Source organism: Chitinilyticum litopenaei DSM 21440, from assembly GCF_000428145.1.
Taxonomy (GTDB): Bacteria; Pseudomonadota; Gammaproteobacteria; order Burkholderiales; family Chitinibacteraceae; genus Chitinilyticum; species Chitinilyticum litopenaei.
Window position 1 is genome coordinate 58,984 of sequence record NZ_ATZJ01000017.1, and the last position, 17,158, is coordinate 76,141.

18 protein-coding genes are annotated in these 17,158 nt (G+C 60.6%); 16 read left to right on the plus strand and 2 right to left on the minus strand.

Annotated features, from left to right (window positions below):
- Positions 1-81: 81 nt before the first annotated feature.
- Complete coding sequence (locus tag C515_RS23040) at positions 82-846, minus strand: SPOR domain-containing protein (RefSeq protein WP_081686836.1); 765 nt, start codon at positions 844-846, stop codon at positions 82-84.
- Positions 847-1,065: 219 nt separating this feature from the next.
- On the opposite strand from C515_RS23040, the gene ndk reads away from it, so the two are divergent.
- The 16 genes from ndk (at position 1,066) to C515_RS0108570 (ending at position 16,796) form a co-directional block, all read left to right on the plus strand.
- Positions 1,066-1,494 (plus strand): nucleoside-diphosphate kinase, encoded by a 429-nt coding sequence (ndk, locus tag C515_RS0108495; RefSeq protein ID WP_028455170.1) that lies wholly within the window; start codon positions 1,066-1,068, stop codon positions 1,492-1,494.
- Positions 1,495-1,510: 16 nt separating this feature from the next.
- The gene (rlmN, locus tag C515_RS0108500) at positions 1,511-2,659 is read left to right on the plus strand and encodes a dual-specificity RNA methyltransferase RlmN (RefSeq protein ID WP_028455171.1); all 1,149 of its coding nucleotides are present in this window, start codon (positions 1,511-1,513) and stop codon (positions 2,657-2,659) included.
- Entirely contained in the window at positions 2,656-3,405 is a 750-nt protein-coding gene (gene pilW, locus C515_RS0108505) for a type IV pilus biogenesis/stability protein PilW (RefSeq protein WP_028455172.1), read from the plus strand. The genes rlmN and pilW overlap by 4 nt, the downstream gene beginning before the upstream one ends.
- A gap of 24 nt (positions 3,406-3,429) precedes the next feature.
- Positions 3,430-4,302, plus strand: coding sequence for a RodZ domain-containing protein (locus C515_RS0108510; protein WP_081686837.1), 873 nt, complete (start codon positions 3,430-3,432; stop codon positions 4,300-4,302).
- A 12-nt stretch (positions 4,303-4,314) separates the two neighbouring features.
- Positions 4,315-5,589 carry a flavodoxin-dependent (E)-4-hydroxy-3-methylbut-2-enyl-diphosphate synthase gene (ispG, locus tag C515_RS0108515; RefSeq protein ID WP_028455174.1) on the plus strand — a complete coding sequence of 425 codons (1,275 nt, stop codon included), beginning with the start codon at positions 4,315-4,317 and terminating at the stop codon, positions 5,587-5,589.
- Positions 5,590-5,617: 28 nt separating this feature from the next.
- Positions 5,618-6,886: a histidine--tRNA ligase gene (gene hisS, locus C515_RS0108520; RefSeq protein WP_028455175.1), complete on the plus strand. Its 1,269-nt coding sequence runs from the start codon at positions 5,618-5,620 to the stop codon at positions 6,884-6,886.
- A gap of 37 nt (positions 6,887-6,923) precedes the next feature.
- Entirely contained in the window at positions 6,924-7,550 is a 627-nt protein-coding gene (locus C515_RS0108525) for a YfgM family protein (RefSeq protein ID WP_028455176.1), read from the plus strand.
- Positions 7,547-8,683, plus strand: a complete 1,137-nt coding sequence (gene bamB / locus C515_RS0108530; protein ID WP_051304786.1) for an outer membrane protein assembly factor BamB — start codon at positions 7,547-7,549, stop codon at positions 8,681-8,683. The genes C515_RS0108525 and bamB overlap by 4 nt, the downstream gene beginning before the upstream one ends.
- Before the next feature lie 8 nt (positions 8,684-8,691).
- A complete protein-coding gene (der, locus tag C515_RS0108535; protein ID WP_028455178.1) occupies positions 8,692-10,089 on the plus strand; it encodes a ribosome biogenesis GTPase Der in 1,398 nt (465 codons plus the stop codon).
- Positions 10,090-10,222: 133 nt separating this feature from the next.
- A complete protein-coding gene (hfq, locus tag C515_RS0108540; protein WP_028455179.1) occupies positions 10,223-10,474 on the plus strand; it encodes an RNA chaperone Hfq in 252 nt (83 codons plus the stop codon).
- A gap of 87 nt (positions 10,475-10,561) precedes the next feature.
- A complete protein-coding gene (gene hflX / locus C515_RS0108545; protein ID WP_028455180.1) occupies positions 10,562-11,668 on the plus strand; it encodes a GTPase HflX in 1,107 nt (368 codons plus the stop codon).
- Entirely contained in the window at positions 11,665-12,849 is a 1,185-nt protein-coding gene (gene hflK, locus C515_RS20305) for an FtsH protease activity modulator HflK (RefSeq protein ID WP_051304787.1), read from the plus strand. Before hflX ends, hflK begins: the two co-directional genes overlap by 4 nt.
- A gap of 12 nt (positions 12,850-12,861) precedes the next feature.
- Positions 12,862-13,740 carry a protease modulator HflC gene (hflC, locus tag C515_RS0108555; protein ID WP_028455181.1) on the plus strand — a complete coding sequence of 293 codons (879 nt, stop codon included), beginning with the start codon at positions 12,862-12,864 and terminating at the stop codon, positions 13,738-13,740.
- Positions 13,737-13,922, plus strand: coding sequence for a DUF2065 domain-containing protein (locus tag C515_RS0108560; RefSeq protein ID WP_028455182.1), 186 nt, complete (start codon positions 13,737-13,739; stop codon positions 13,920-13,922). Before hflC ends, C515_RS0108560 begins: the two co-directional genes overlap by 4 nt.
- Positions 13,923-14,068: 146 nt before the next feature.
- The gene (locus C515_RS0108565) at positions 14,069-15,220 is read left to right on the plus strand and encodes an ATP phosphoribosyltransferase regulatory subunit (protein WP_028455183.1); all 1,152 of its coding nucleotides are present in this window, start codon (positions 14,069-14,071) and stop codon (positions 15,218-15,220) included.
- A 280-nt stretch (positions 15,221-15,500) separates the two neighbouring features.
- On the plus strand, positions 15,501-16,796 hold the full coding sequence (locus C515_RS0108570; protein WP_028455184.1) for an adenylosuccinate synthase: 1,296 nt from the start codon (positions 15,501-15,503) through the stop codon (positions 16,794-16,796).
- 126 nt (positions 16,797-16,922) lie between these two features.
- On the opposite strand, the gene C515_RS0108575 is transcribed toward C515_RS0108570, so the two are convergent.
- Positions 16,923-17,158, minus strand: a 236-nt coding sequence (locus C515_RS0108575) for a transposase domain-containing protein (protein WP_028455185.1), incomplete at its 5' end; no start/stop codon positions are given.

Genomic DNA, 17,158 nt, shown 5'->3' on the forward strand with positions numbered 1-17,158 from the left:
TTCGTCTGATTTGCCTGGGGTATGCGGCTGCAGCCTTTTTGTGTGAATGGCTGTGGCTGCATACCCTGGTGTTTGATTTCTTTACTTGCTCCGTACCACCGGCTCGATGCCCATGCTTCTGAGCTTGGCGATGGCCGTGTCGGCTTCCGCCTTGTTGCGGAAGGGGCCGATCTGTACCCGGGTTTCCAGGTAGGCCGGGATGCCGGCCTTTTGCAGTTGCGCCAGCAGTTTCTCGGCTTTTGCGGCGTGCAGGAAAACGCCGGCCTGCACGATGTATTCACCTTTGGCTTCACCTCTTGGCTTGCCGCTGTCCGGAGGGGGGGCTGGCTGCGCGGCTTGCGCGTCAACGGACGCTGCTGGGCGTGTTGCAGTGTCGGGGGTGACCTGGGGGGCTGGTGTCGCGGCAGGCCTGCTGCCCGCTGGCCTTGCCGGGTGTTTCTCCCCGTTGCTGGCGGCAATGGTCGGGGCGGGTTGAATGCCGCGGCTGGTCGTCAGCGGGGTGATCGTCTGCGGAGTGGTCGTGGCAGGGCTGGGAGATGGGCTGGGTGGCGCTGTCGTGCTGACCGGTGAGGCGATGCTACTGGCGGCACTGGCCTCGGGACTGGAGGCGTCCGCTGGCGTGGGGGCTGGCGTAACAAGGGGAGTGTTGCTGGGCAAGGGCGGGGCAATGCGAGGCGTGGCGACTGCGGGTTCTGCGGGCGGCACTTGCTGCTTTTCCAGCCAGAGTATGGCTGCCAGTGCGCCGCCCAGTACGATTCCGGCGATGCCCAGGCGCCACAGCAGTTGCCCGCGCAGACGCCGCTGCTCCTCCTGCTGCAGGAGTGGATCAAAGGAATCATTGCTCATATGCCAGGATCGCTTGGTTTGTTATACTGTAGGGCTATTTTGCCTGCGCATCGGATTGGCTCGGCTGTCGCCAAGCCTGAAAACGCCAGCGTTTTAATATAAATCTGTGTGCGTCTTAGCAGGCTCATGAGGCTAGCCCAGAATTTTGCCGCTGCCAACACTGGCTGGCGGGCTGTCGGTTTAAAACAACCCATGAAAACCAATCGGAGATACACAAACATGGCTATTGAACGCACCATTTCCATCGTAAAGCCGGACGCTGTAGGCAAGAACGTGATCGGCAAGATTTATGATCGCTTCGAGTCCGCCGGCCTGAAGATCGTTGCCGCCAAGATGAAGCATCTGTCCCGCGCCGAAGCCGAAGGCTTTTATGCCGTTCACAAGGAGCGCCCCTTCTTCAATGACCTGGTGAACTTCATGACCTCCGGTCCGGTGATGATCCAGGTTCTGGAAGGCGAAAATGCCATTCTGAAGAACCGCGAACTGATGGGTGCTACCGACCCGAAAAAGGCCGATGCCGGTACCATCCGTGCCGATTTCGCCGAGTCCATTGACGCCAACGCCGTACACGGTTCTGACAGCCCGGAAAACGCTGCCATCGAAATTGCCTACTTCTTCGCCTCCAGCGAAGTGTACGCAGGCCGCTGATCAAGGAGTGATGGCAATGTCGGTCAATCTGCTTGATTACGATGCCGAAGGCATGCTGGCGCTGATGGCCCAGTTTGGCGAGAAGCCCTTTCGTGGCAAGCAGCTGATGAAATGGGTTCACCAGCGCGGCGAGAGCGATTTCGCCGCCATGACCGATATTGCCAAGTCCTTTCGCGAGAAGCTGCAAGCCGGGGCTATGGTCACTGCCCCGGCCATGCTCGCCGAGCAGGTCGCCAGCGACGGTACGCACAAATGGCTGCTGGATGTGGGCGTTGGCAACGGCGTCGAAACCGTATTCATCCCCGAGGATGATCGCGGCACGCTCTGTGTTTCCAGCCAGGTGGGCTGTGCTCTCGAGTGTACGTTCTGCTCGACCGCTCGCCAGGGCTTCAATCGCAATCTCAGTACGGCGGAAATCATTGGCCAGCTCTGGTGGGCCAATCAACGGCTGTCGCACGAGGCCGCACGCATCGGTTCGGCGCAGGGGGGCGTGCAGAATGCAGATGCACGCATCGTGTCGAATGTGGTGATGATGGGCATGGGCGAACCGCTGGCGAATTATGAAAATGTCGTGCGCGCGCTACGCCTGATGCTGGATGACAATGCCTATGGCCTGTCGCGCCGGCGCGTGACCCTGTCCACATCCGGGCTGGTGCCGGCCATGGATCGTCTGCGGGATGATTGCCCGGTTGCCCTGGCGGTCAGCCTGCATGCGTCCAATGATCGCCTGCGCGATGAAATCGTGCCGATCAACAAGAAATATCCGATAAAAGAGCTGCTTGCGGCATGCAACCGCTATCTCGACAAGGCGCCCCGCGACTTTGTGACCTTCGAGTACATCATGCTCGAGGGCATCAATGATCAGCCCGAGCATGCGCGGGAATTGCTCGAGATTGCCAAGCAGGTTTCCTGCAAATTCAACCTGATTCCCTTCAATCCCTTCCCCAATTCAGGCTACAACCGCTCGTCGCGGGATGCTATTCTCCGTTTCCGGGATGTGCTCGCCGAAGGTGGCCAGGTCGTGACCGTGCGTAAAACCCGCGGTGACGACATTGACGCTGCCTGTGGTCAGCTCGCCGGTCAGGTCAAGGACCGGACCCGGCGCACTGCGCGCCAGTCCCAGATCCAGACCGTGCATTTCCATAGAGGGGAGGCTGAGGATTGATCCGCAAATTCATGCTTGTCGCGCTTGGCGCGTTGCTGTCACTGCTGGGTGCACAGGCCAATCAGGGGCAGACTGGTGAAGAGCGCTCGCGCATTCGCACCGAACTGGCCGCCGAATATTACCGCCGCGGCCAATATCCCATCGCGATTGACGAAGCCAAGAAAGCCCTGGCAGCCGACCCGAAGAACGTGGGTGCCCACCTGATGATTGCGCTGTCCTTTGCCGAATTGCGCGACGACGGCATGGCGGTGAACAGTTTTCAGCAGGCTTTGGGCATTGCGCCGGCCGATCCTGATGTCAATCACAATTACGGCTGGTTTCTCTGTTCGCGCAGTGACTATGCCGCTGGCCTGAAGCGGCTGGAGCAGGTCTTTCCGCAGACCACCTACCCGAGAATCGACAATACCTACGTGGTTGCTGCCGACTGCGCGAGCAAGGCCGGCGACCCCAATGCCGCCATTGCCTATTTGCGAATGGCCCTGCAGTATCGGCCGGCCAATGTTGCCGCACGCTTCCGTCTGGCCACGCAGCTCTTGCAGGCCGGGCAGATTCAGGAGGCGCGCAATGCCTATCTGGGCCTTACCCGCCTGGTTGAGCCTGCGCCGGCGGATTTGCTGTGGCTGGGCGTGCGCATCGAACGCAAGGCTGGCAACCGTGCCGAAGAGAAAAAGCTGTCCAGCCAGTTGCTGGCGCAGTTTCCGGACAGCAAAGAAGCAGGGCAGCTGAAAGCTGCCAACTATGACTGACAAAGCCAGACGGGAACAAGAACAATGACTGATTCGATGATGGCAGGGGCGCCATCTCCCGGGGCGGCATTACGGGTCGGCCGCGAATTGCAGGGGTGGTCGCAGGCGCAGGTGGCCGAACAGCTCAAGCTGTCGGTTCACCAGATCCAGGCGCTGGAAAGCGATGATTTCGCCGCCTTGCCGGGCAACACCTTCGTACGCGGCTTTGTCCGCAATTATGCGCGCTTGCTGAACCTGGACGCACAGGCGCTGCTGGATCAGCTCGCGGCACTGCTGCCGCCAGAGCGCAGTCAGGCTGCCTTGCCGAAGTTGCCACAGGATGAGGGGCCTTCATTTGCCTCAGGCGGAGAGGCCCCCAGATCCTTTTTGAAGGTATTTGGCGCAATGGCCGGCTTGCTGATCGGCGCCGGCATTGTGTTCTGGTACGTGCAGCAGCCGGGGGCGCCCGAAGTGGCGCTGCCGGAAGCCTCGGCGATTGAAGCCGTAGTCCTTGCCGCTTCCGAGCCGCAGGCCAGCGAGCCCGCTCTCGCTGCCGCCAGCGTGGCCTCGAATGCCAGTCTGGTCAGCAGGGCCAGTCAGGCCAGCGTCGCCAGCGAGGCCGTGATTGTCATCCCGCCGGCCAGTGCGCCTGGCGCGGTGCTGGCCAGTGTGGCTATCGGCAACAGCGACCTCAGGATTTCCACAACCTCCGAGAGCTGGGTTCAGGTGCTTGATGGTGACGGCAGCAAGCTGTATTCCGGTCTTCTGAAACCGGGCTCCGAACAGGTACTGGGCGGCAAGCTGCCTTATCAGCTCAAGGTGGGCAATGCGCCCCACACCAAAGTGGTTTTTCGTGGCAAGCCGGTGGACCTGGCTTCGTCGACCCGCGCTGAAGTGGCGACTCTGGAATTGAAATAAGCAGCACGACAAATGACTCATCCGATAACTCGTCGCAAGACCCGCCAGGTTCGCATCGGCCATGTCTGGGTTGGTAGCGACCACCCGGTCATGGTTCAGTCCATGACCAATACCGATACCGCCGACGCCGAAGGGACGGCCCGCCAGATTTTCGAGTTGTGGCGTGCCGGCTCCGAAGTGGTGCGCATCACCGTCAATAGCCCGGAAGCTGCGGCCGCCGTGCCCGCCATCTGGGAAAAGCTGGACAACTGGGGGTGTCGCGTCCCGCTGGTGGGCGATTTTCACTTCAATGGCGATCGCCTCTTGCGCGATTATCCCGAGTGCGCCCAGGCCCTGGCCAAGTACCGCATCAATCCCGGCAATGTCGGCAAGGGGGCGAAGCGCGATGAAAAATTCGCCTATATGGTCGAGAAGGCCATCGAATACCAGAAAGCCGTCCGCATCGGTGTGAACTGGGGCTCGCTGGACCAGGCCATCGCGGCGCGCATGATGGACGAAAACAGCAAGCTGGCTCAGCCTCTGGCCGCCGAGGCGGTGATGCGCGAAGCGCTGATCGTGTCCGCGCTGGAGTCGGCCGAGCAGGCGCAGAGCTGGGGGCTGTCGCCCGACCAGATTCTGTTGTCCTGCAAGGTCTCGCACGTGCAGGATCTGATCGCGGTCTACCGTGACCTCGCGGCGCGCTGCGATTATCCGCTGCACCTGGGCTTGACCGAGGCAGGCATGGGCTCCAAGGGGATTGTGGCCTCCTCGGCGGCGCTGGGTGTGCTCTTGCAGGAAGGGATTGGTGATACCATCCGCATTTCGCTGACGCCTGAACCCGGTGGCGACCGTACCAAGGAAGTCGTCGTGGCGCAGGAGTTGCTGCAAACCATGGGCCTGCGGGCGTTTGTGCCGTTGGTGACAGCGTGCCCGGGCTGTGGCCGCACGACCTCGACCGTTTTCCAGGAGCTGGCGCAGGACATCCAGAATTTCCTGCGCGTGCAGATGCCAGTGTGGCGCAGCCAGTATCCGGGTGTCGAAGACATGAAAGTTGCCGTGATGGGCTGTGTCGTCAACGGCCCCGGCGAATCCAAGCTGGCCGATATCGGCATTTCGCTGCCGGGTACGGGTGAAGTACCCGTCTGCCCCGTGTATATCGATGGCGAGAAGGATGTCACGCTCAAGGGCGAGCGTGTTGCCGAAGAGTTCCAGGCCATCGTGGAAAACTATGTGAAGACGCGTTATGGCGAAGGTGGCGCCAAGCGCAAGGAAGATGCACCGCGAGTCATTCCCATTTATGGGGTATAGGCTCAGGACCTAATCATTTAAACGGTTTATGGCAAATACAATTCAGGGTATCCGGGGCATGAATGATGTGCTGCCCCAAGACAGCCAGCGCTGGCTGCATGTCGAGTCAGTGTTTCGGGACTGGGGGCGCGCCTACGGCTACAAGCAGATCCGCATGCCGGTCATCGAGCCCACCGGCCTCTTCGTGCGCGGTGTTGGCGAGCACACCGACATTGTCGAAAAGGAAATGTACTCCTTTGAAGACAGCCTCAACGGCGAAAAACTGACCCTGCGTCCGGAAGGCACCGCAGGTTGCGTGCGCGCCTGCATCGAGCATGGCCTGCTGTACAACCAGACGCAGCGCCTGTGGTACATCGGTCCGATGTTCCGCCATGAACGCCCGCAGAAAGGCCGCTATCGCCAGTTTCATCAGCTCGGCATCGAGGCTTTCGGCTTTGATGGCCCGGATGTGGATGCCGAACAGATTCTCATGCTGGCGGATCTGTGGCGCCGGCTGGGTCTGACCGGTTTGCAGCTGGAGCTCAATTCGCTGGGCAACGCCGAAGAACGTGCTGCGCATCGTGTGGCGCTGATTGCCTACCTCGAGCAGTTTCAGGACATTCTCGATGCAGACGGCAAGCGCCGTCTTTACACCAATCCATTGCGGGTACTGGACACCAAGAATCCGGCGCTGCAGCAAATGGCCGAAGGCGCGCCGCGTCTTGCCGATTATCTCGGCGAAGAGTCGCGTCGCCACTTTGCCGGCGTACAGGCCCTGCTTGATGCGGCCGGGATTGCCTATCGCCTGAACGATCGTCTGGTGCGCGGGCTTGATTATTACAACCGCACCGTGTTCGAGTGGACAACCGACCAGCTTGGCGCCCAGGCTACCGTGGCGGCCGGCGGCCGTTATGACGGCCTGGTCGAGCAGCTGGGCGGCAAGCCTTGCCCTGCGGTTGGTTTCGCCATCGGCATCGAGCGCCTGCTGCTCTTGCTGGAGGCGCAGGCCGTGGCCTTGCCCGAAGCACTCCCGGATGTCTATCTGGTGCACCAGGGCGAGGCGGCTGCCAAGGCGGCTTTCCTGCTGGCGCGCGAGCTGCGCGAGAGCGGGCTGGATGTCATCCTGCATGCGGGTGGTGGCAGCTTCAAATCTCAGTTCAAGAAGGCTGATGCCAGCGGCGCCCGCCATGCCGTGGTGATCGGCGACGAGGAAGTGGCGGCCGGTACGGTCAATCTCAAATCCTTGCGCGATGGCGAGCAGGGGCAGCAACAAAGCGTCAATGTCAGCGAATTGCGGGCCGTGCTTGCCGGCAACTGAGCGAAATCACGAAACCGATCACTAACAGGAATTAATCATGGCTGCGTTTGATTTACAGGAACAGGAACAGATTGCTGCCTTCAAGGCGTGGTGGGTAGACTGGGGCCGTTACGTGGCTGCCGCGCTGCTGGTGGCCGTGCTTGGCTTTGCCGCCTGGCAAGGCTGGCTTGCCTGGCAGCGCCATGTCAATGCCAAGGCCAGCGCCGTTTTCCTGCAGCTGCAACAATCCGCCGATGAAAAGCAGTTCCAGGCGCAACTGCAAGTCCTCAAGCTCGAGTATCCGTCTTCGGCCTATGCCACACGCGCAGCCTTGCTGGCCGCGCAGCAAGGCTATGTGCGTGGCAAGCTGCCGGAAGCACGCAGCGAACTGCAATGGGTTCTGGCCAACACCAGCGAGGTGACCGTGCGTGACATTACCCGCCTGCGTCTGGCTGCCATTGCGCTGGACGAAAAGAAATATGACGAAGCGCTGGGGCTGGTGAAGGCGCCTGAAGCAGAGTCCTATGCGGGGATTTATGCCGATTTTCGTGGTGATGTCCTGCAGCTGAAGGGCGACAAGTCCGCCGCACGCGAGGCTTACAAGTCTGCGCTGGCCAGGACCGACAAGGAATTGCCGGGTTACAAGCTGATCGAATTCAAGCTGGATGCGCTCGGAGCCAAATGATGCTGAACATGCGAAGTGTCTCGATGTGCCTGTTGCTGGCCGGTGTGTTGACCGCGTGCGGTACCACCAGCAATGCTCCCGAGCCCAATCCCTTGCCAGCCATCAGCGAGCGCGCTGCGGTGTCAACCTTGTGGCAGGGCAGTATTGGCGGCGGTACCAGCTATCGGTTCCGGCCAGCCATCAGCGAAGGGCTGATTGCCGTGGCCGGTGCCCCGAATCAGCTGGCATTGCTTGATCGTGCTTCCGGTCGCACGCGCTGGAGCGTCGCTCTGGACAAGCCGGTGGCAGGCGGAGTCGGGCTCGACGAGCAACTGGTCGTCGTCGGCACGCTCAAGGGTGAGGTCATCGCGTATTCGCGCGATGGGAAGCAGCAATGGACCGTCAGGACCACCAGTGAAGTGATCGCTCCGCCCGTGCTTGGCGGCGGACTGGTGCTGGTGCGCAGCGTCGATGGCCGTGTTGCTGCCTTCTCCGCTCAGGATGGCAGCCTGAAGTGGTTCTATCAGCGTCAGCAGCCAGCACTGCTCTTGCGCAATTTTGCGGCTCCGCTGATTGACAATGACATGGTTTATGTCGGCATGCCGGCCGGCCGTGTCGTCGCGCTGTCGCTGCAGGATGGGCGTGTCCGCTGGGATGCTCCCGTGGCCTTGCCGCGTGGCGCTTCCGAACTGGAGCGCGTGACCGACATCGTGAGTACACCGGTTGCCAGCAATGGCAGTGTCTGCGCGGTGGCCTTCCAGGGGCGTGTTGCCTGCCTCGACGCCAAATCGGGCGCATTGCTGTGGACACGTGAGGCATCCAGCGCATCCGGGCTAACGATGGATGGCCGCAATGTTTATCTGAGTGATGACAAGGGCGCTGTGCAGGCCTTTGATCGCGAATCCGGGCGCAATCTGTGGCGCCAGGACAAGCTCGCCAATCGCTCCTTGAGCGCACCGGCGCTGGCCGGCAATTTCATTGCCGTTGGCGATTTTGAAGGCTATGTGCACTGGCTGAACAAGGATGACGGCAGCTTTGTCGCTCGCCGCGCCAGCGATGGCGGCCGTGTGGCGGTGACGCCGCAGGCCCTGTCGGACAATGCTGTACTGGTACAGACCGCCAAGGGTGGTTTGTACGCTTATGACGTGAAGTAAGGATTTGCATGAAACCCACGATTGCTCTGGTAGGCCGGCCTAATGTTGGCAAATCAACATTATTCAACCGCCTGACCAAGACCCGCGACGCACTGGTCGCCGATCTCCCCGGCTTGACCCGCGACCGCCATTACGGCCATGGCCGTGTGGGTGAAAAACCGTATCTGGTTGTCGATACGGGTGGTTTCGAGCCGGTGGTCGATGAGGGCATCATGTTTGAAATGGCCCGGCAGACCTTGCAGGCTGTTGATGAGGCTGACGCGATCATTTTTATCGTCGATGGCCGTACCGGTCTCACCCCGCACGACAAGATGATCGCGAATCGCTTGCGCCAGGGCTCGCGTCCGGTCTGGCTGGCGGTCAACAAGGTCGAGGGCATGAACCAGAGTGTGGTGACCTCGGAGTTTTTCGAGCTGGGTCTGGGCGAGCCCGCCGCAATTTCCGCTTCGCATGGCGAAGGCGTGCGCAGTCTGCTCAATGAAATCCTTGCCAAGTTTCCGGAGCCCGAGGCCGAGGAAGAACTCGATCACCCGAAATTCGTGATCGTCGGTCGTCCGAATGTCGGCAAGTCCACGCTGGTCAATGCCGTACTCGGCGAAGAGCGCGTGATTGCCTTTGACGCACCAGGCACGACCCGTGACTCGATTTACATCGATTTCGAGCGCAATGGCGGCCAGTACACCATCATCGACACGGCTGGCGTGCGCCGTCGTGGCAAGGTAACGGACACCATCGAAAAATTTTCGGTGATCAAGACCATCCAGGCGATTGAAGATGCCAATGTCGCCGTGCTGGTGCTGGATGCGACCCAGGACGTATCCGACCAGGACGCCAGGGTGGCCAGTTTTGTGCTGGAAGCCGGGCGCGCGCTGGTCGTTGCCGTCAACAAATGGGAAGCTGCCAGCCAGGAGCAAAAAGACCAGATCAAGCGTGATATTGCCCGCAAGCTGGCCTTCCTCGACTTTGCCAAGTTTCACTACATCTCGGCATTGCAGGGCAAGGGTGTGGGCGAGCTGTTTGCCTCGATCGATCAGGCGTATGCCGCGGCAATGACCAAGATTCCGACGCCGAAGCTCACCCGCGCCTTGCAGCTTGCATTGGAGCGCCAGCAGCCTCCGCTGGCCGGCAAGGTGAGACCGAAGCTGCGATATGCCCACCAGGGGGGGACCAATCCGCCTGTCGTGGTCATTCACGGCAACGCGCTCGAGCAGGTGCCCGCTGCCTACTGGCGCTATCTGGAACATACCTTCCTGAAAATGTTCAAATTGCAGGGCACGCCGCTGCGGGTACAGTTCAAGAAGAGCGACAATCCCTTCGAGGTCAAGCCGGCGCCAACTGCCAAGCTCAATCCGCGAATGAAGACCAAACATCGCACCAAACTTGCCGAGGGCAAGGGCAAAAAGTGATCCTTGCAGTTTGTTTACGGTAATTTTTTACAATTGGTTTAGCCTGTCTTGTGTACTATAAGCTCTAGGACAGGCAAGGCCTGATCTGCATGATCGTGGTACCTGATAACGTCAAAAGTCGGAGAACTAAAAAATGAGTGCCAAGGGGCAAATGTTGCAAGACCCGTTTCTGAATATCCTGCGCAAGGAGCACGTGCCTGTTTCCATCTATCTGGTCAATGGCATCAAGCTGCAAGGCCAGATCGAGTCCTTCGACCAGTATGTCGTGCTGCTGCGCAACACTGTTACGCAAATGGTTTACAAGCATGCCATCTCGACCGTGGTGCCGTCGCGCCCGGTCAACATTCCTCACGAATCGCCAGCATCCGCAACGCTGGAAGGCTGATCGGCCTTGATACACTGACTACCCCGCAGTCTCAGGCTGCGGGGTTTTTGATTTTAATGATCGGTTTGAAGTTGAAGATAAGCGCTGATGTTTGAACGGCACAAAAAAGGTGACGAGGCCGTTCTGGTCTGTCTGGATTTTGGTTCCCCCGATTTTCGCGATGATGTGGACGAGTTTGTCCAGCTGACCGAATCGGCTGGGGTCAATCCACTGTTCGTAGTCGAAGGCAAGCGGCAAAGGCCCGATCCGGCGTTTTTTGCCGGTTCCGGCAAGGTCCAGGAAATCGCCGAAGCTGTGGCTGCGCATGGCGCGGAACTGGTCATTTTCAATCACCAGCTGTCGCCAGCGCAGGAGCGCAACCTGGAGCGCGCGCTGCAGTGCCGCGTGCTGGATCGCACCACGCTGATTCTGGATATTTTTGCCCAGCGCGCCAGAACATCCGAAGGCAAATTGCAGGTGGAGCTGGCGCAACTTGCGCACATCCAGACCCGGCTAATACGCGGCTGGACTCACCTTGAGCGTCAGAAGGGCGGGATTGGCCTGCGCGGTCCGGGTGAGACCCAGCTGGAAACGGATCGCCGCCTGATCGGTGGACGCGTCAAGCGCCTCAAGGCCCAGCTGGCCACAGTGCAGAAGCAGCGCCAGACGCAACGTCGCTCGCGCATCCGCCGCGGGGAGTTCACGGTATCCATTGTCGGCTACACCAATGCCGGCAAATCCACACTTTTCAATGCGCTGACCAAGGCCAGAAGCTATGCGGCCGACCAGCTATTCGCTACGCTGGATACAACATCGCGCAAGCTGTATCTGGATGCAGAGCATTCCGTCATCATTTCGGATACCGTAGGATTCATCCGGCAATTGCCGCACACGCTCGTTGCGGCCTTCCGGGCAACGCTGGAAGAAACCATTGAGGCCGATCTGCTGTTGCACGTGGTCGATGTCACCCATCCCTTGCGGGAAATGCAGATCGACGAGGTCAACAAGGTATTAAACGAAATCGGTGCGGAACAGATTCCGCAAATGCTGGTCTGGAACAAGATTGACCTGCGGGAACAGGCGGCGGGCCTTGAGTATGACGAGGCTGGCCATATTTCCGCAGTGCGGGTCAGCGCCATGCGTGGCACCGGCCTTGATCTCCTCAGAGATGCGTTAATTACCACAATGAATCAATCCGCCAAGGAAAATGAATGAGTCAGAACGACCCGCAGCGCGGAGGGCGCAAAGACGGCCCGCCAGACCTTGATGAAATCTTTCGCTCGCTGGGCGACAAGGCTGGCCGGCTCTTCGGAAACAACCGGCCGTTGCCGGGCAATGGCGGTGGCGGTGTGTCCGCGACGCGAGGTCTGGGCATTGCCGCAGGCGTAGCTGTGGCCCTCTGGGCGGCCAGCGGTTTCTACATTGTCGACGAGCGTGAAAATGCGGTGATCACCCAGTTCGGCCGCTATCTGCAGACCATCGAATCACCGGGTTTGCATTGGCGCATGCCCTGGCCGCTGATGCGCAGCGAGATCGTCAACATGACCGAAATCCGCAGTCTGGATCTTGGCGTGAGCGGTGGCCCCGACGGCGGCGCAGGTAGTGCCATGATGCTGACCGCCGACCAGAATGTAATCGAAGTCCAGCTCAACGTGCAGTACACGCTCACCAATGCCAAGGACTTCCTGTTCAACAACAAGATTCGACCGGATGATCCGGATGCGCGCGACATCGTCAACCAGGTCGCCGAGTCGGCGATTCGCGAAATTGTCGGCCGCAACAATGTCGATGCCGTGCTCAACGAAGGCCGCGGCCGCATTGGCGAAGACACCCGCGTATTGATGCAGCAGCTGATAGACCGCTACCGTCTTGGGGTTTCGATCGCCCGGGTCAACATCAAGGATGTTCAGGCGCCCAAGGAAGTGCAGGACGCGTTCCGTGATGCGGTGAAGGCTCGCCAGGACAGGGACAGGCTCATCAATGAAGGTCGCGCCTACTTCAATGACGTCGTGCCGCGCGCCAGCGGTACGGCAGCCAGCCTCTTGCAGGAGGCGGAGGGCTATCAGCAGAAGATCGTCTCGCGCGCGGAGGGTGATGCCGACCGTTTCCGCCAGATCGCTGCCGAATACGCCAAGGCACCGCAAGTGACTCGCGATCGCATGTACTACGAGACCATGCAGCAGGTGTTCAAGAATACGACCAAGGTCGTGGTGGACCAGAAGGCCGGCGGCAATCTGCTCTATCTGCCACTGGACAAGCTGATTCAGTCCACCGCTCCTGGCGCCGCTGGTCAGGCTCCGGATACCCGCAGCACCGAGCAGCTGGCGCCGGCCAGCAAGCCCGAACCCGTTCCCGCGCGCACCGCACCGCTGCGCAGCGAACGCGATGGCCGATAAGAGGATAAATGCATGAATCGTCTCATTACATTTCTGGCGGCGGGGTTGTTGCTGCTGTTCCTGTCCTCGCTGACGCTGTTTACCGTGGACGAGCGCTACAGCGCCGTGGTGTTCCAGTTCTCTGAAGCCAAGCGCATCATCAGCAAGCCCGGGATCTATTTCAAGGTGCCCTTTGTTCAGGAAGTGCGCCGTTTCGACCGACGGATCCAGACTATCGATGAATCACAACCGGCGCGCATCCAGACCATCGAGAAAATGAATGTGCTGGCCGACAGCTACATCAAGTGGCAAATCGTCGATGTCGAAAAGTTCTACAAGGCGGTCGGGCTGGATGACCGCAAGGCGACCGACCGCTTGCGCAATACGGTGAACAACATGCTGCGCGACGAGTTCGGCAAGCGCACCGTTCAGGACGTGATTTCCGGCAAGCGCGAAGAAGTCATGAAGCAGGTCAGCAAGGTCGCCGATACGGATGCCGCCAACCTTGGCGTGAAGGTGCTCGATATTCGCCTCAAGCGCGTCGAGCTGGAAGCGGGTACCTTGAACTCGGTGTATGAGCGCATGCAGTCCGAGCGCAAGACCGAGGCCAACCGTCTGCGTGCCGAAGGTGCCGCCCAGGCCGACAAGATCAAGGCCGACGCCGACAAACAGCGTGAAGTGCTGCTTGCCGATGCCTACAACAAGGCGCAGAAGCTCAAGGGTGAGGGTGATGCCCGCGCAGCGGCCATTTCCGCTGCGGCCTATGGCGCCAATCCCGAGTTCTACGCCTTTTACAAGAGCATGGATGCCTATCGTGAAAGCTTCGCGAAGAAGAGCGATGTCATGGTGCTGGAACCCAGCGGCGAATTCTTCAAGTACATGAAGAATCCGCGCGCCGGTGGCGGCAAGTGAGTGACGCCCTCTGGCTGGCGTTCGGGCTGATGCTGGTGGGCGAGGGGCTCCTGCCTTTCGCTCGCCCGGCCTTGTGGCGCACGGTGATGCTCAACCTGGCCGGCATGACCGACAGGCAGATACGGCTGGGCGGGCTTCTGGCCCTTGGCCTGGGCTGCACCGTCGTGATGCTGGCGGCCTGATAGGTTGAGGCGGGCCGCTGATTCTGGCGTTTTTCCTGCTTTTTAGCGAAAACCGTGGCACGGGCTGTCATTCAGCAGCCTGCTAGCGGTAAAATCCGTTCTGGCCCGCGCCATGTCGTGCGCGGGCATTTTCATGTGTGCCGATAATGCGAAACTGGATTCTTCCCGAATACATCTCGGACGTTCTGCCGTCCGAAGCCCGCCAGATCGAGGCCATGCGCCGCAGCCTGCTCGATCTGTTCGCCCGTTATGGTTACGAGCTGGTGCAGCCGCCACTTGTGGAATATGTTGAATCCCTGTTTACCCAGGATGATCGCGCACTCGATCTGAAAACCTTCAAGCTCGTCGACGAGCTGACCGGTCGGCAGATGGGCTTGCGCGCCGACATCACGCCCCAGGTGGCGCGCATCGATGCCCATCTGCTCAATCGCCAGGGGGTGACACGCCTGTGCTATGCCGGCTCGGTGGTGACCACGCGTCCGGACGGTATTCTGGCCACGCGCGAGCCGCGCCAGATTGGCGCCGAAATCTACGGGGTTGCCGGCATTGCCGCCGATGTGGAAATCATCGAACTGATGGTGGAAAGTCTGACGCTGGCCGGTGTGAAGGAATTGCGTCTTGAAATCGGCCATCTCGGGCTATTTCTTGCCCTGGCTGACGCCGCAGCCCTGAGCGGCGAGGCGCGTGAACAGGTATTTGTCGCCTTGCAGCAAAAAGATGCCCCCAGCCTGCACGAACTCACCGCCGGCCTGCCGGCGGAGCTGGCGCAAGGCCTGCAGGCGCTGGCGCAGTGCTACGGCGATGCCGAGGTGCTGGACAAGGCGCGGGCAAGCCTGCCGGCGCTGCCGGCCATCAGCGCTGCGCTCGATACGCTCGCGCAGTTGCAATCCGCCCTGCAATTGCGCGGCATTGCCGTGGGTTTTGATTTGTCCGAATTGCACAGCAGTGATTACCACACCGGTCTGGTCTTCAATGCCTACACACCGGGCTTTGCCAATGCCGTCGCGCGGGGTGGCCGCTATGATTCGGTTGGTGAAAAATTCGGCCGCTCGCGGCCTGCCACCGGGTTCAGCCTGGATGTGCGCGCGCTGACGCAGCTGCCTTTCCCGGCGGCGCGTCCCGGCATTCTGGCACCGGCCGGCGACGATCCGGCGCTGATTGCCACCATCCGGGCTTTGCGCAACGCCGGTGAAACCGTCATCGTCAATCTGGGCGTTGCCGCAGGCGAGGTCGAGTTTGACCGCATCCTGCGCCAGGAAGCGGGCGACTGGCAGGTATTTCCCGTCAGCCAGGCCTGATTTCCCGTCGCAGGGCATCTGCACGGAATTTACTTTCGGCAGGGCTAAGGCATTCGCCAGCCGGTCAAGTGCTTGATTATTGGTGGATTTTAGGCTCTGGCGCCGGGTTGGCCTGCACGGCCCGGAAGTTCGGGCGGCTTTTTCAACAAGCTGTTAGCGGAAAACCCTAACAGAAGGTATCATGCGGTTTTTATGGCACGAGCGCGCCCGTAACGGGGCGCGCTCGCGTCTTGTGTACTGCAAGTTTCCATTGCAACTGAATTTGGCATCGAGGTTTTGAATGAGCAGAAACGTCGTCGTGATCGGCACCCAATGGGGCGATGAGGGCAAGGGCAAGATTGTTGACTGGCTGACCGATCACGCCCAGGGTGTGGTGCGCTTCCAGGGCGGTCACAATGCGGGTCACACACTGGTGGTCGGCGGCAAGAAGACCGTCCTGCGCCTGATCCCGTCCGGCATCCTGCACGCAGGCAAGGCCTGCTTTATCGGCAACGGCGTGGTGCTGTCTCCGGAAGCCCTGCTCAAGGAAATCGACGAGCTCGACGCTGCCGGCATCGACGTCGCCAGCCGCCTGCGCATTTCCGAAGCGTGTCCGCTCATCCTGCCGTATCACATCGCGCTGGATCAGGCGCGCGAAGCCGCCAAGGGCGAGAAGAAGATCGGCACCACCGGTCGTGGCATCGGCCCGGCCTACGAAGACAAGATCGCGCGCCGCTCGATCCGCCTGCAGGATATCTATCATCCGGAGCGTTTCGCCGCCAAGCTGCTGGAAAACCTCGAATGGTACAACTTCCAGCTGGTGAACTACTTCAAGGCCGAGCCGGTTGATTTCCAGAAGGTTTACGACGACACGCTGGCACACGCCGAGCGCATCCGCCCGATGCTGGCCGACGTGTCGCGCACGCTGTACGACATGAACAAGGCGGGTCGCCCGCTGCTGTTCGAAGGCGCACAAGGAACGTTGCTCGACATCGACCACGGCACTTATCCGTTCGTGACCTCCAGCAACTGTGTGGCCGGTGCCGCAGCGCCCGGCGCCGGTGTGGCGCCGCAGATGCTGCAGTATGTGCTGGGCATCGTGAAGGCCTACACCACCCGCGTGGGTTCCGGCCCGTTCCCGACCGAGCTGTTTGATGATGTCGGCGCTGGTCTGGCCAAGCGTGGCAACGAGTTCGGCTCGGTGACTGGTCGTCCGCGCCGCTGTGGCTGGTTCGATGCCGCTGCGCTGAAGCGCTCGATCCAGATCAACGGTGTTTCCGGTCTGTGCGTGACCAAGCTCGACGTGATGGACGGCATCGAAACCATCGAGCTGTGCACCGGCTATATGCTTGATGGCGAGAAGATCGACATCCTGCCGGTCGGCGCCGAGCAGATCGCCCGCTGCACGCCGGTCTACGAATCGATGCCGGGCTGGAGCGAATCCACCTTCGGTGTGAAGAAGTGGGAAGACCTGCCGGAAAATGCCCGCAAGTATCTGGAGCGCATCGCCGAAGTCTGCGAAGCCCCGATCGACATCGTGTCGACCGGCCCGGATCGCGAAGAAACCATTGTGCTGCGCCATCCCTACGGCTGCTGATAAGCCCTGGAGTGGACAACAAAAAACCCGCCTTGGCGGGTTTTTTGTTGTCCGGAATAAATGCTGTTTCGGTGGGTATATTGTAAGCGTCCAGCCGCCCCGCATTGATCAAGGAAACCGCCTCGGTTAGCGTCGCAGTGGCAGCAACTCGTCGATTTGGCTGTTCGGCCAGGCCGGCAGTTTTTCCAGCGTTTCCGTCAGCCAACTCAGCGGCTCAATGCCGTTCAGTTTCGCGGTGCCAAGCAGGCTCTGGATTGCGGCGGCACGGCGGCCGCTGGCTTCGCTGCCGGCAAACAACCAGTTCTTCTTCCCCAGTGCGATCGGCCGGATGGCGTTTTCCACCGGGTTGTTGTCGATCGGTG